The sequence below is a fragment of the Fusobacterium sp. JB019 genome, from assembly GCA_030673965.1.
Taxonomy (GTDB): domain Bacteria; phylum Fusobacteriota; class Fusobacteriia; order Fusobacteriales; family Fusobacteriaceae; genus Fusobacterium_B.
Map to the genome: position 1 here is coordinate 15,470 of JAUTCN010000010.1, position 15,586 is coordinate 31,055.

General features: G+C 26.6%; 13 protein-coding genes. 12 read left to right on the forward strand and 1 reads right to left on the reverse strand.

Annotated features, from left to right (window positions below; all coding sequences use genetic code 11):
• Positions 1-47: 47 nt before the first annotated feature.
• The 12 genes from glyA to phnE all read left to right on the forward strand — a co-directional run bounded on the left by glyA (position 48) and on the right by phnE (position 14,888).
• Complete coding sequence (glyA, locus tag Q7K47_07490; protein MDP0507043.1) at positions 48-1,298, forward strand: serine hydroxymethyltransferase; 1,251 nt, start codon at positions 48-50, stop codon at positions 1,296-1,298.
• A gap of 295 nt (positions 1,299-1,593) precedes the next feature.
• Positions 1,594-2,229 carry a helix-turn-helix domain-containing protein gene (locus Q7K47_07495; GenBank protein ID MDP0507044.1) on the forward strand — a complete coding sequence of 212 codons (636 nt, stop codon included), beginning with the start codon at positions 1,594-1,596 and terminating at the stop codon, positions 2,227-2,229.
• Between the two features lie 10 nt (positions 2,230-2,239).
• A complete protein-coding gene (locus tag Q7K47_07500; protein ID MDP0507045.1) occupies positions 2,240-3,535 on the forward strand; it encodes a TolC family protein in 1,296 nt (431 codons plus the stop codon).
• Between the two features lie 11 nt (positions 3,536-3,546).
• Entirely contained in the window at positions 3,547-4,572 is a 1,026-nt protein-coding gene (locus Q7K47_07505; GenBank protein ID MDP0507046.1) for an efflux RND transporter periplasmic adaptor subunit, read from the forward strand.
• A 15-nt stretch (positions 4,573-4,587) separates the two neighbouring features.
• Positions 4,588-7,683, forward strand: a complete 3,096-nt coding sequence (locus Q7K47_07510; protein MDP0507047.1) for an efflux RND transporter permease subunit — start codon at positions 4,588-4,590, stop codon at positions 7,681-7,683.
• A 20-nt stretch (positions 7,684-7,703) separates the two neighbouring features.
• Positions 7,704-8,168: a hypothetical protein gene (locus Q7K47_07515; protein ID MDP0507048.1), complete on the forward strand. Its 465-nt coding sequence runs from the start codon at positions 7,704-7,706 to the stop codon at positions 8,166-8,168.
• A 109-nt stretch (positions 8,169-8,277) separates the two neighbouring features.
• Complete coding sequence (gene hemA, locus Q7K47_07520) at positions 8,278-9,297, forward strand: glutamyl-tRNA reductase (protein MDP0507049.1); 1,020 nt, start codon at positions 8,278-8,280, stop codon at positions 9,295-9,297.
• On the forward strand, positions 9,281-10,258 hold the full coding sequence (hemB, locus tag Q7K47_07525; protein ID MDP0507050.1) for a porphobilinogen synthase: 978 nt from the start codon (positions 9,281-9,283) through the stop codon (positions 10,256-10,258). Before hemA ends, hemB begins: the two co-directional genes overlap by 17 nt.
• Positions 10,259-10,274: 16 nt before the next feature.
• A complete protein-coding gene (gene hemL, locus Q7K47_07530; protein ID MDP0507051.1) occupies positions 10,275-11,576 on the forward strand; it encodes a glutamate-1-semialdehyde 2,1-aminomutase in 1,302 nt (433 codons plus the stop codon).
• 149 nt (positions 11,577-11,725) lie between these two features.
• A complete protein-coding gene (locus tag Q7K47_07535; GenBank protein ID MDP0507052.1) occupies positions 11,726-12,601 on the forward strand; it encodes a phosphate/phosphite/phosphonate ABC transporter substrate-binding protein in 876 nt (291 codons plus the stop codon).
• Between the two features lie 9 nt (positions 12,602-12,610).
• Positions 12,611-13,339, forward strand: coding sequence for a phosphonate ABC transporter ATP-binding protein (phnC, locus tag Q7K47_07540; GenBank protein ID MDP0507053.1), 729 nt, complete (start codon positions 12,611-12,613; stop codon positions 13,337-13,339).
• Positions 13,311-14,888, forward strand: coding sequence for a phosphonate ABC transporter, permease protein PhnE (phnE, locus tag Q7K47_07545; protein ID MDP0507054.1), 1,578 nt, complete (start codon positions 13,311-13,313; stop codon positions 14,886-14,888). The genes phnC and phnE overlap by 29 nt, the downstream gene beginning before the upstream one ends.
• A gap of 63 nt (positions 14,889-14,951) precedes the next feature.
• Here phnE and Q7K47_07550 read toward each other — a convergent pair whose 3' ends face one another.
• Positions 14,952-15,491: a rubrerythrin family protein gene (locus Q7K47_07550; protein ID MDP0507055.1), complete on the reverse strand. Its 540-nt coding sequence runs from the start codon at positions 15,489-15,491 to the stop codon at positions 14,952-14,954.
• Positions 15,492-15,586 lie beyond the last annotated feature (95 nt).

Below are 15,586 nucleotides of genomic sequence, written 5' to 3' on the forward strand. Positions count from 1 at the left end.
TAATTTAAAATTAAATATAAAAATAGGATAGAAACAAGGAGGAGCAAATGAGAAACTTAGAAAACTTATTAAAAAATGACAAAGAAGTTTACAATGCTATTGAAGCAGAAAGAAAGAGACAGAATGAAGGTATTGAGCTTATAGCTTCGGAGAACTTTGTTTCGGAATCCATTTTAGAAGCAGCAGGTTGTGTGATGACAAATAAGTATGCAGAGGGATATCCTGATAAAAGATATTATGGAGGGTGTGAATGTGTAGACATAGTAGAAAAATTAGCTATTGAAAGAGCTAAAAAATTATTTAATGTAAATTATGTGAATGTTCAACCACATTCAGGATCTCAAGCAAATGCAGCGGTATACATGGCACTATTAAATTTAGGTGATAGAATTTTAGGGATGAAGCTAGATCAAGGCGGACATTTAAGCCATGGAATGAAACTAAATTTTTCAGGAAAAAATTATGAAGTTTATTCTTATGGAGTAGATAAAAAGACTGAAACTATAGATTACGAAGAATTAGAAAGAATAGCTTTAGAAGTAAAACCTAAATTAATAGTTGCAGGAGCTAGTGCATATTCAAGAACTATAGATTTCAAGAAATTTAGAGAAGTGGCAGATAAAGTGGGAGCTTATTTAATGGTTGACATAGCTCATATTGCGGGACTTATAGCTACAGGAGAACATCCAACACCTATGCCTTATGCACATGTTGTTACAACAACAACTCATAAGACGTTGAGAGGAACTCGTGGAGGTCTTGTAATGACCAACGATGAAGAGATAGCTAAAAAAATAAATAAAGCTGTTTTTCCAGGGCTTCAAGGTGGGCCATTAATGCATATCATAGCAGCTAAAGCTGTTGCGTTTGGTGAAGCATTAAAACCAGAATTTAAAGAATATCAAACTCAAGTAGTAAAAAATGCAAAAATATTAGCAAAAGTTTTAAATGATGGTGGATTAAGAGTTGTAAGTGGAGGAACAGATAATCATCTTGTACTTATAGACGTTAAATGTGAAAAAGGACTTACAGGAAAGATTGTAGAAAAAGCATTAGGAATAGCAGGAATAACAGTTAATAAAAATGGAATTCCTTTTGATACAGAGAAACCAATGGTGACAAGTGGTATTAGAATAGGATCTCCAGCAATGACTTCTAGAGGAATGAAAGAAAAAGAAATGGAAAGAATAGCTAACTTTATAATAGATGTAGTGAATAATATAAATGATGAAGTTAGATTAAAAGAAATTAGAGAAGAAGTTAGAGAACTTTGTTTAAAATTTCCTCTATATGAATAAAAGTGATAAATAAAAATAGTTTTAGACTACAGACAATTGATTTTGTCTGTAGTTTTTTTATACAAAAAAGCAGAAGATATCATAAATTTAAAAAATTAAATTGGTATAATTTTATAGAAATATTTATAAAAAACTTTTTGGAGTATAAAAAATTTTATGGAGTTGAAAAGATAGAATAATTTATATAAAATATGTAAGTGAAAAAATAAAAAAAAGTTGACTTACGGGTCATTCTGTTGTATACTACCTTGAATAAAAAATGACTGAATGGTCAATTATGTTTTGAGGAGATTTTATGAAAAGAGAGATAAGAAAAAAGGAAATTATGGCAGCAGCTAGAAAAATAATAATTGAAAGAGGTTATAAAAAGACTAGTGTTCAAGAAATAACAAATGAAGTGGGGATAGCTAAAGGAAGTTTTTATACTTATTTTAAATCAAAAAGTGAATTAGTTATAGCTTTAGTATTAGATAAAATATCAAATATTAAAGAAAAAAATCAGTTGATTTTAAAAAATGAAATTTCATTAACTAATGCCTTTGAAAAATATTCTTACAATGTTACTAGAGTACCCATAGAAGATCCTGAATTTTTTATTATAATGATGAAATTATTTGAATGTAGAGAAGATTTAGAAAAAGAAGTTAGAGAAGAATTATTTTCTTTGCGTTTGAGACGAGGAAACTTTGTAAGATTAATTTTAAATAAATATAAAGAGCAAATAGATATAACTAAAGAAGAAGAAATAGAAAGATATGTAGGGATGATAAGTGGTTTAGTGGATACTTATTATGAAAATGTTGTTGTTCCAGCAGTTAGTAAGAGTGTAATTGTAAGTGTGGAAGAAACCGAAAAGTTAGTAAATAAAATAGATATAGATTATGAAGTTAACTTTATGAAAAAATGTATATTAAAATTAATATTAAAATAAAGGAGGGATTATGAAAAAATTAATGGGGATACTATTATTATTTAGCTCAACTATTTTTGCAAGAGAAATTGATTTACAAGAAGCTATCGATTTAGCTTTAAATAATAGCAAAACCTTAGAAAAAGCTTCAAGAAATACAAAAATAGGTGAATTGAATTTAGGAAGAGCTTTTAAGTTAGCATTACCGACAGTAGCTTATCAAGGAAATTATACTCAAGCTGAACATACAACAAGAGAAATGTATTTTGGTGGTGATACAGCTATAAATAATTCAGGTGTAAATAAATACGATTCTAAAGATGGCTATACAAGCAAAGTTGTTGTAACTTGTCCTATTTTCCAAGGGGGAGCTATATTAGGAGGAATAAAAGGTGCAAAAGCTCAATCAAATATTTTAGATTATAATTATTTAAAGGAAAAAGCTAATACTAGAGTAAATGTTATTGAAATTTATTCAAATATTTTAACAAAAGAAAAGAATTTAAAAGCTTTAGAGACTTCAAAATTACAACTTTCTTCAAAGTATAAAGAACAAGAAGAAAAATTAAAAATGGAACTAATAATTAAAGCAGATTTATTAAAAACTCAATATGCTCTTTTAAACGTTGAATCTGAGATAGTTAAAATAAAAAATGAAATAAATATTGGAAAGAAAAGATTAAAAATTGAAACAGGGATTAATTTTTTAGAAGAAATTGAGTTAGAAAAAATAAATATTCCAATAGAATTAAGTAAAAGTATGAATTTAAAGGAAGATATGGAAATCGCTAAAAATTCTAGTTTAAATGCGTTGATTTCAAAAAATAGTTTAGAATATAAGAAGGCTGAAAAAATGGTAGCTTTTAGTGATAATTTACCTAAAGTTAATGTTTTTGCTGAATATGGTGGTATTGAGAAAAAACATTTTTCAGATACGATGAATAATGAAGAATGGCGTGGTGGAGTACAAGTTAATTGGGAGTTCTTTAGTTTTGGTAGTGGAATAGATAAATATAGAGTAGCTAAAGAAAATTATAAAATTGAAGAATTAAACGATAGTATTGTTCAAGATAATATAGAAATAGATATAACTACGGCATATAGTGAAGTTATAAGACTTGAAAAGTTAAGAAAAGCAAATAAAAGTTCTTTAAGAGCTTCTAGAGAGAATTTTAATATAGATAAAGAAAGATATAGTGCTGGCTTAATATCAACTCAGGATTTTTTAGATTCAGAAGTACAATACAGAGAAGCAAAAATAAATTATAATAAAGCTGAAAGCGATTATCTAATTGCCTTTGAGAAGTATAGAACGTTACTTATATAGGAGGATAGAAAATGAAAAAAATAATATTAAGTTTATCTCTAATTTTAACATTTTTATTTGTAGGGTGTGGAGATAAAAAGAGTGAAAATAAACCAAAAGAGCAAATTAAATATGTTAAAACAGAAGAGGTTAAAGAAAGAGAAATAAGCAAAATATTTAAAAGTGATGCTGTTTTAGAAGCACACAAAATAGTAGATCATAAAATAGAAAAAGGTGGAACAGTAGTAGAAATATTAAAAAAGAATGGGGAAAAAGTAAAAAAAGGCGAAATTATAATGAAATTAAAAGATACTTCAACAGAGGAGGAATATTATTCTACAAAATCTTTATACAAAGTAGCAGAAAATAATTATAATAAATTTAAAAGATTATATAATAAAAAACTAATTTCTTATTTAGAATATGTAAATTATGAAAATAATTATGTGACAGCTAAAGCAAATTATGAAAAAGCTAAAGATAATTATGAAGATTTATTTAAAAAAGCAGAAATAAATGGAATAGTTGGGAACTTGTTTAGTAAAATTGGAGATGAATTAGATTCAAATTCTGTATTATTTACAATTGTAGATGATAGTATAATAGAAGCATATGTTGGATTCCCAGCGGAGTGGTTAAACCAAATAAAAGTAAATGGATCTGTTAACATAAATATTCCTTCTATAAATAAAAAATATAATGGAAATATAGTAGAAATTAATCCCATAGCAGATAAAACAACAAAAAAATATATGATAAAGGTAGCCATGAATAATGAAGATAATTTAATAAAAGATGGTATGTATTCTTATATTACTGTTCCAGTGGGTAAAAACAAAACAATGACTGTATCTGATGAAAGTATTTTTATCAAAGATTTATTACATTATGTTTATATAGTTAGAGATGGAGTTGCTAGATTAGTAGAAGTTGAAATTGGATCTCAAAATACTCCATATACAGAAATTTCTTCAGATAAAATTAAATTAGGAGATAAAGTTGTAGTTAAAGGAATATTTGGTTTAGAAGATGGAATGAAAGTTAAAGAGAATAAATAATAAGGGAGTGAGTAAATGACATTAGCAGGATTATCAATAAAAAGACCAGTTGCCACTACAATGCTGATGATATCGATGATATTTGTAGGAATAGTATCTATGATGACAATGAAGTCAGAGTTATTACCTAATATGAATATACCTGTTGTAACTATTTCAACAACATGGACAGGATCAGTTCCAGAAGATGTAGAGACTCAAATTACAAAAGAAATAGAAGAAATATTGCCAAATGTAGAGGGAATAGATAAAATAAGTTCAACTTCTTCATTTGGACAATCAATAATAGTAGCAGAATTTGATTATGGAGTAGATGCAGATGATAAGGTAACAGAAATTCAAAGAGAAATTTCTAAAATATCAAATGAATTTCCAAGTGATGCAGATAATCCTTCAGTTGATAAGGTTGAAGCTGGAGCAGGAAATTTAACAATGGTTATGATGTTTTCATCAGATAATAAGAAAGAATTAGCAACATTTGTAGAGCAGTATGCAAAGCCTAGATTTGAGAGAATTAGTGGTGTGGGTGAAATTAACGTATTTGGAAATCCAGACAAACAAGTTCAAATTCAAATAGATACCGATAAATTAGCAAGTTTTAACATGTCACCAATGGAGTTATATAATCAACTTTCTTATTCTAGTTCTACAATACCTTTAGGAACTATAGAAACAGGAAAGAAGAATATAACTTTAAGATTTATGGGAGAATTAAATTATATTGATTCTATAAAAGATACAATTATAAAAAGTAATGGAAATACCTTGAGGTTAAAAGATGTAGCAGATGTTGTTTTAACTTCTGAAGATGATGCAAATAAAGGATTTTTAAATGGAAGAGAATCAGTAGCTGTAGTTGTAGAAAAATCAGCTGATGGAAGTTCAATAGATATTAATAATGGAGTATTAGAAGGTTTAAAAGAATTAAAGCCTATAATGCCTCCTAATTCAAATGTTGAGGTATTGATGAATACTTCAGACGATATAAATTCTTCTATTGCAGGAATATCTCAAAGTGCAATACAAGCTTTAATATTAGCAACAATAGTTTTATTAATATTTTTAAAAAATATAAGAGCAACATTTTTAATCACATTAGCTTTACCAACGTCAATTTTATTTACATTTGCATTTCTATCTTTGAGTGGAACAACAATTAATTTGATTTCGTTGATGGGACTTTCTTTAGGAGTAGGAATGTTAACTGATAACTCAGTTGTTGTTATAGATAATATATATCGTCATATGACAGAAATGAAATCTCCAGTAAAAGAAGCTGCTGATGATGGAACAACAGAAGTAACGATGTCAGTTATAGCTTCTTCTTTGACAACAATGGTTGTTTTTATACCGATATTATTTATACCAGGGATTGCAAGAGAAATTTTTAAAGATATGTCATTTTCTATAATATTTTCAAATTTATCAGCATTAATAGTATCGTTAACACTTATGCCAATGGTTGCAAGTAAGTTTTTGAAATCTGATGTTAACATAACAAGTGAAGGAAAAGTTTTTGCAAAAATTAAAGAAAAATATTTGAAATTAATAACATACGCAGTTAATCATAGAATAAAAATTGTTTTAGTAACAATAGCAACTTTTGTTATAGTTTTAGCATTAGGAGGACCTAAGTTGAAAGTTCAATTTATGCCAAAACAAGATAAAGGAAGATATTCTATAGTAGCAGAATTAGGAAGTGGTATAGATATAGAAAAAGCAATAGAAGTAGGAAGAGAAATAGAATATATTGTAAAAAAAGAAGAAAATACTAAAATTTATAATACTTTACTTTCGGGCAACACTGTTGCAGTTAATGTTGATATTGGGAAAAAGAGCACAAGAAAAACATCAGTTTTCGATATAATGAATAAGGTGAGACCTGAAGTGGAAAGAATACCTGGTGTAAGACTAACTTTATCTGAAAATTTTGCAATGAGACCTCCTGAAAAAGATGTTCAATTTCAATTAGTAGGAACAGACTATAAAGCTATAAAATCATTTGGGAAACAAATATCAGATGAATTAAAAAAATTTCCAGGAGCGGTGGATATTGGTACAAACTTTGATGCAGGTGGACCAGAAGCGAGAATAGTTTTAAAAAGAGATAAAATAAAAGCTTATGGTATTAACCCATCAACTGTTGGTCAAACTATTTCTTATGCATTTTTAGGAGGAAATAGAGGAGATACAGTTACAGTTAAAACTGGAATTGAAGAATTAGATGTATTATTAAGATTACCGAAAGAACAAAGAAGAGATATAAATACTTTAAGAAATTTAAATATTAAAATAGCTGATAATAAGTTTGTAAAAGTTTCAGATGTTGCGGATATTGTTATGGCAGAGGGAACTTCAGAAATAAATAAAACAGATAGAATTTATAGTGTATCCATTTCAGCTAATGATGGTGGAGTAGGAGTAGGAGCAATACAACAACAGTTAATTAAAGAATTTAAAGAATTAAATCCTCCAAAATCTATAAGTTATAGATGGGGAGGAAATGCAGAAAATTTAAAAGATTCATCAAGTCAATTAGGTAAATCTTTAGCAATAGCAGTATTTTTAATTTATGCTTTATTAGCAGCTCAATTTGAAAATTTTGTATTACCATTTGTTATATTAGGATCAGTACCATTAGCTTTAATTGGAGTAGTAATAGGATTATTATTGACTGGTGAGTCAATAAGTGTTATGGTAATGGTTGGAATTATTATGCTAGCAGGGATAGTTGTTAATAATGCAATAGTTTTAATAGATTTTATAAAATTAACTAGAGAAAGAGGCTTAAAGAGAAGTGATGCTATAATAGAATCTTGTAAAACTAGACTTAGACCTATATTGATGACTACTATGACAACAGTATTAGGGATGTTACCTTTATCTTTAGGATTAGGAGAAGGAGCAGAAGTCTATAAAGGGATGGCTATAACAGTAATGTTTGGATTAGCTTTTTCTACATTATTAACATTAGTGGTTATTCCAATAACTTTAACATTAGTAGAAGATGCTACAGATTTTGTGTTGAAATATATTGTTAAATTATTTAGATTCATATCAAATGAAATTACAAAATTAATAACATCTAAAAATCCTAGATATAAAAAATAAGTTATAAAGAGGGGTGGAGTATGTCAAAAAATAAAAACTTATGTGACGGAAACAAGGAAAAGATTTTTTGTAAAATGCAATCAGAAGAAAATAATACTTATGCAGACTTATTTGATTTTAAAATGTTAATTGTTTATATTAATGGAGCTCAAAAAAGTAGACTAGAAAATTTTTTTGAAGATATTGGATTTTATTATTATGCTTGTACAAGTAAGGTTGAAACTGTTTGGAGTGAAAGATTAAAACATAAAAATACAAATGTTTGGCCAGGTTCAGATTGTATATTTATGTTAACAGTTCCAGGAAAACATTTAGATTTTATGCTTAAAATGCTTAAAACATTCAGAATGTCTCTTCCAGAAGGAATTGCAATGGGATTAGGAGTGATTCCAATGGATAGAGTGATTCCAAGAGTTTATGATGATGAAAGTATTCCAGTAGATGAAGAATTATTAAAGAGGTTAAAAGAAAAACATAGCAAATAATAAATTAATTTTAGAAATACACCTTAAAAAATTAAGGTGTATTTTTTAAATTTATGATATAATACTAGATAGTTAAATTAATGGAAGTTTTATCATTTTGGAAGGAAAGATTATGAATTTAAAAAATATTTTTGTTATAGGGTTATCTTATAATGAACTTGATATGGTTCAACGGGAAAGATTTGTTTTAAATAATCCAGAGCAAATAATAGAAAAATTAAAGAAAGAAAATAAAATAATTGGATATATTAAATTATTTACTTGCTTGAGAGTAGAATTTTATTTAGAGATTAAAAATATTGAAAGTATAGATGAAATTATAAAACAATGGGGATATGATGATAAAATTTATATTTATAAAGGAATTGAAGCTGTAGAATATATTTTTAAAATTTCATGTGGGTATTATTCAGTTATTAAAGGTGAAGATCAAATTTTATCTCAGATAAAAAAATCATATTTAAGTTTTTTAGAAAATAAAAAGACAAGTAAAATATTAAATGTTATCTTTAATAAAGCAATTGAAATTGGCAAAAGATTTAGAACAAAAACTAAAATTTCTCATAATGCTCTTTCTTTAGAAGCTTTAGCTTATAAAGTTATAAAAAAATATGTGAAAAATATTGAAAATAAAAATATTCTTATTCTAGGAATTGGTGATTTAGCTAAATCAATTCTTTATGTTTTGGTAAAACAAAACATAAAAGATATAACTATAACCAATAGAACTAAACATAAAGCTTTAGAAATGAAAGAAACTTTTAATGTTAATGTTATAGATTTTGAAGATAAAGATAAAGAAGTGGCAAAGGCAGATATTATTATAAGTGTTACTTCAGCTCCTCATTTGGTTTTAAAGAAAAAAAATATTGAAAAATATTTACAAAAAAATAAAGAATATATATTCTTAGACTTAGCAGTTCCAAGAGATATAGAGGAATCTATAGAAGAAATAGAGGGGATAACTTTAATAAATATAGATTATGTTTGGAGTATTTATAATATTAATGTTAAAAAAAGAAATGAAATTTTAGAAAATTATGAATATTTAATAAAAAAACAAATTAATAATTTTAAAAAATGGTATGATTTTTATACTAAAGGAGAAAACAATGTTTACGAGAACTAGAAGATTAAGAAGAACTAAATTATTAAGGGAAATGGTTAAAAATGTAACAGTTGATTTAAATGAACTAATTTATCCTATTTTCATAGAAGAAGGAGAAAATATAAAAGAAGAAATCAAATCTATGCCAGGGCAATATAGATTTTCTTTAGATAAATTATATGAGGAATTAAAAGAATTAAAAGAGTTAGGAATAAAATCTTTACTTATTTTTGGAATTCCAAAAAATAAAGATGAAAAGGGAAGTCAAGCATATTACGAAAAAGGTATAGTTCAAGAAGGGGTTAGATTAATAAAAGATAAATTTCCTGAATTTTTAGTTATAACTGATGTATGTATGTGTGAGTACACAAGTCATGGACATTGTGGAATATTAAATAATGAGAATGTAGATAATGATGAGACTTTAGAATATATATCAAAAATAGCTTTGTCACATGCTAAAGCAGGAGCAGATATAGTAGCACCTTCTGATATGATGGATGGTAGGGTGCTTGCTATTAGAGAAGAGCTAGATAAAAATGGATTTAAAGAACTTCCAATTATGTCATATAGTGTTAAATATGCTTCTAGTTTTTATGGTCCTTTTAGGGATGCAGCAGATTCAGCTCCTAGTTTTGGAGATAGAAAAACTTATCAAATGGATTTTAGAAATTCTAAAGATTTTTATAGGGAAGTTGAAGCTGATATTAAAGAAGGAGCTGATTTTATAATGGTTAAACCAGCTTTAGTTTATTTAGATGTAATAAAATCTATCTCTAATATTAATTTGCCAATTGTAGCGTATAATGTAAGTGCAGAGTATTCAATGATAAAAGCAGCATCTTCTAATGGATGGATAGATGAAAAAGGAATAGTAATGGAGACGATGTATTCTATAAAAAGATCTGGAGCAGATATAATAATTACTTATCATGCAAAAGATATTGCTACATGGATAAAAAATAAAGAGATTTCACTTTAAAATTTAAGGGGGAAAAATGAATAATAATAATTCAATTGAAATATTTAAAAAAGCTGAAAAATATATACCAGGTGGTGTAAACAGTCCTGTAAGGGCTTTTCAATCTGTAAAAAGGGAAGCACCTATTTTTATAAAAAAAGCTTTAGGATCAAAAATATGGGATGAAGATGATAATGAATATGTTGATTTCATATGTTCCTGGGGACCTATCATATTGGGGCATAATTTTAAAAATGTAATAAATGGAGTTAGAGAAGCTATAGAACTAGGAAGTTCTTATGGTTTACCAACAAAATTAGAAGTGAAACTTGCACAATTAATAGTAAAATGTTGTCCTTCTATGGATAAAGTTAGATTAACGACTTCTGGAACAGAAGCTACTATGTCAGCTGTTAGATTGGCTAGAGCTTATACAAATAGAAATAAAATTTTGAAATTTCAAGGATGTTATCATGGACATTCAGATTCTTTATTAGTTAAATCTGGTTCAGGACTTTTAACAGAAGGATATCAAGATAGTAATGGAATTACACAAGGAGTTTTAAAAGATACTTTGACTATTCCTTTTGGAGATATTGAAAATTTAAGAAAAATATTAGAAACAAAAGAAATAGCGTGTTTAATTATGGAAGTAATTCCAGCTAATATGGGAGTAATAAAAACAAAAGTAAAATTTTTAAAAGAAATTAGAAAAATTTGTAATGAGACAAAAACAGTTTTAATTTTTGATGAAGTTATTACAGGATTTAGAATTTCTCTAGGAGGAGCACAAGAATATTTTGAAGTAACTCCAGATATAACAACTATAGGAAAAATAATTGGTGGAGGTTACCCTGTGGGAGCTTTTGGAGGAAAAGAAGAGATAATGAATTTAGTTGCACCAGTGGGAAGAGTTTATCATGCTGGGACATTATCAGGGAATCCTATATCTGTTAGAGCTGGTTTTGAGACAATAAATTATTTGTATAAAAATAAAGATACTATTTATAAAAAATTAGAAGATAAAACTAAGTATATAACATCTGAATTAAAAAAATTAATAGACAAGTATAAAATTTCAGCTTGTGTAAATAGTATAGGTTCGTTATTTACAATTTTCTTTACAGAAAATAAAAAAGTAGAAAATTTAAATGATGCATTAACTTCAAATATAGATATTTATGCAAAGTATTTTAATGTTATGCTAGATGAAGGAATAGTAATTCCACCTTCACAATTTGAAGCTAATTTTATTTCATTAGCTCATGATAATGAGGATGTTTATAGGTATTTAAAAGCAGCTGAACAAGCATTTAAGATTATTTCAGAAAGTAAATAGAGAAGATGGTAAAGAATTAATTCTTTACCATTTTTAATATAAGTGTGTTAGTACAATTTCAATTGTAATAGTTTACAGCAAAAATTTCTCATGCTATACTTCTTTAAAAGAGGCAAGTGTAATATAAAATACATATTAGGGGGGATTTTATGAAAAGAAAATATATAAGTTTATGGGTACTAATATTCACAATGGTGACAATATTAGTAGGTTGTGGGCCAAAAAAAGAAAAAGATACTTTAGTTATGGGATTTGTTCCTCTTATTGATGGAGATAAGTTGGTTGATTCAGTAAAGCCACTTTCAGAAATATTAACAAAAGCAATTGGTAAAAAAGTAGAAGTATTTACAGCGACAAATTATGTAGGAGTAGTTGAAGCAATGGGATCATCGAAAGTAGATTTTGGAATTATTCCACCTTTTGCTTATATTCTTGCAAATAAAGAAAGCGGAGCTCAAGTTATACTTAAAGCTTTAAATAAGCATAATAAGTCATTTTATCGTTCTGAATTTGTAGTTAGAAAAGAAAGTAAAATAAATTCTTTAGAAGATTTAAAAGGGAAAATAGTGGCCTTTGTAGATCCTTCATCGTCTTCAGGGTATTTATATCCTGGTGCTTATTTAAAGAAAAATGGGATAGATATTGAAAAAGATATTCAGATTGTTTATAGTGGTGGGCATGACAAATCTATTCAACTTCTTTTAAATGGGGATGTAGATTTAATAGCAATATTTGAAGGAGCGAGAAAGAAGTATCAAAAAGAGTTTACTAATGTATTGGAAGATACAAAAATTTTTGGATATTCTGAAAATATTCCATATATAAGCGTTACTGTTCGTGGGGATATGGATGAAAAAACTAAAAAAGAAATAAAAGAAGGATTGTTGAAGGGATTGAATAGTAAAGAGGCAAAAGAAATAACATCTAAATTATTTAGTATTTATGGTTTTGAGGAAGCTACAGATTCAGATTTTGATAGTATAAGAACAACAGCAAAATTAATGAATATAAATCTTGAAAAATAGGAGAAAAATATGTTGAAAATTGAAAATTTAAAAGTTACCTATGATAAATTTGAGGCTATAGAAAATTTGAGCTTGAAAGTGGATGATGGAGAATTTGTTGCAATCATAGGATCTTCAGGTAGTGGAAAATCTTCACTAATAAAATCAATAAATTTATTAGTAAAACCTAAAGCAGGGCATATATTTATTGGAAAAGAAGATATAACTTTAGCAAATTCAAAAGAACTAAAAAAATTAAGAAGAGAAATAGGATTTATTTTTCAAGATTATAATTTAATAGATAGATTAAGTGTAATTGAAAATGTATTAATAGGAAGACTTGGATATAAGTCTTCCTTAGAGTCTTTATTAGGAATATTTAAAAAAGAAGAATATAAAAATGCTATGGATGCTTTAGAAAAAGTAGGATTAAAAGAGAAAGCTTTTGTTCGAGCTGATGAATTAAGCGGTGGACAAAAGCAAAGAGTATCCATAGCAAAAGTTTTTATACAAAATCCTAAATTAATTTTAGCAGATGAGCCAGTAGCTAGTCTAGATATAGCTACTTCTCAAAATATAATGAAATATTTTGAAAGGATTAACAAAAAATATAAAATTTCAATAATTATAAATTTACATGATGTTAACTTAGCTAAAAAATATGCTAAAAGGATAGTAGCTTTAAAGAATGGAAAAATTATATTTGATGGACATGGAGGTGAATTAACGAATGATGTCCTTAGAAAAATATATACATAAACAAAATAAAAATAAAATAAAGATTTGCATTTATTTTGTTTTTTTAACAGTAGCATTATTTTATTTTATAGGTTTTGATTTTTTTACTTTTTTTGAAGGTATTCCAGATATGATTTCTTTATTAAAAAGAATTTTAAAACCTAATATTTCATATAGTGATATTGTTTGGAAAGCTATTTTAGATACAATACAAATGAGTTTAGTAGGGTCTTTTTTAGGAGTTATATGTTCTATTCCTTGGATATTTTTAACAGCTTCAAATATATCATTTTCTAAGAAAATAGCATCAATATTAAATAGGATATTTGCTATATTAAGAACAATACCTAGTTTAATTTGGGCAGCTATTTTGGTAAGTGTTTTTAGTATTGGAAAATTTTCAGGTACAGTAGCTTTAATAATCATAGCTTTTTTGATATCTCAAAAATTATTAAGAGAAAGAGTAGAAGAAATAGGAGAAAATAAATTAAATTCTACGTTATCTATAGGAGCTTCAAAAATTCAATTAATGAAATATTCAGTTATGCCAGAAATAAAAAAACATATAATATCTGTTTTTTTTATAGTATTAGAAAGTAACATAAGAAGTGCTACAATATTAGGATTTGTAGGAGCTGGTGGGATAGGGCAAATAATGTGGAGAGATTTAAATCATTTGAGATTTGATAATTTAGCAACAATTATATTAATTTTATTTATAGTAATTTTAAGTATAGATTTTTTAAGTTTATTAATAAGAAGTGATAAAAAAATAATTAATTATAAAATAAAGACATATGGTGGTTTTAGAATTTATAAATTTTTAAAAAAAATATTAATTGTCTGTTTAATTTTAACAATAATAGTAATTTTAAAAAATTATTTTAATATTACTGTAGAAAGATTTATAAAAGGTCTTGTTCAAGGGAAATTAATTTTAATAAGGATGTGTCATTTAAATATTAAATATTTTCCTAAAATAATAAAAGGCATTTGGGATAGTTTTGTTATTGCTTTATTTTCTACTTTTTTTTCAGGGATATTAGGATTTATATTGAGCTTTTTAACAGCTTACAATAGTTCTCCTAATAAATTTATTTCAGTTATATTTAAAGGGTTAATAAATATAATGAGGACTATACCTCCAATGATAGTTGCAATTATATTTTTTAGAGGTGTTGGACCAGGAAAAGTTGCAGGAGCTTTAGCATTAACGGTTTATACTTCAGGAACTTTAACTAAAATGTATAGTGAAATAATTGAAAATGTAAATAAAAATATTGAAGATAGTATAAAATCAACAGGCGCTAAAAAGATAGCGGTTTATATTTCAGGTTTATTTAGGGAAACTTATCCATCTTTTATTGGGGTTCTATTATATAGGTTAGAATCTAATATAAGAAATTCTACAGTATTAGGAATAATTGGGGCGGGAGGAATAGGGACTCTATTAAATATGAATATTGTGTGGAGAAATTGGGAAAATGTAGGGTTAATTGTTTTAGCAATAGGAATAATGATAGGATCTATTGATGTGTTAAGTAGAAAAATAAGAATGTTTATAAAATAAAAATATACTTTTATCTTAAATAACTCAGATAAAAGTATATTTTAAAGTAAATATTTTTATTTTTTAATAATTTTCTTTTCTAACTTCAAAATAAGATTTAGGATGATCACAGACAGGACAAACGTCAGGAGCACTTTCTCCAATATGAAGATGACCACAATTACCACATTCCCAAACTACGGCAACTTTTTTAGTGAAAACAGAGTCATCCATAATATTTTTAAGAAGCTTTCTATATCTTTCTTCATGTTCTTTTTCTATTTTTCCAACTCCTTCTAGAAGTTTAGCAATATCTTCAAACCCTTCTTCTCTAGCAATATTAGCAAATTCATCATACATATCAGTCCATTCGTAATTTTCTCCATTAGCAGCATCTTTTAAATTCTCTATTGTAGAAGGAACAGAACCTTCGTGAAGAAGTTTAAACCAAAGTTTAGCATGCTCTTTTTCATTAGCAGCAGTTTTTTCAAAAATATTAGCAATTTGTACATAACCTTCTTTTTTTGCTTTAGAAGCATAATAAGAATATTTGTTTCTAGCTTGTGATTCTCCAGCAAAAGCGGTCATTAGATTTTGTTCAGTTTTACTTCCTTTTAAATTCATAAAAATCCTCCCTTAACTTTAAGTAAAATGTAATGATTTCAAATATGTTTTTATTGTACTATTCTTTTGTTTTAAAGTCAATAGTTAAAAATAAA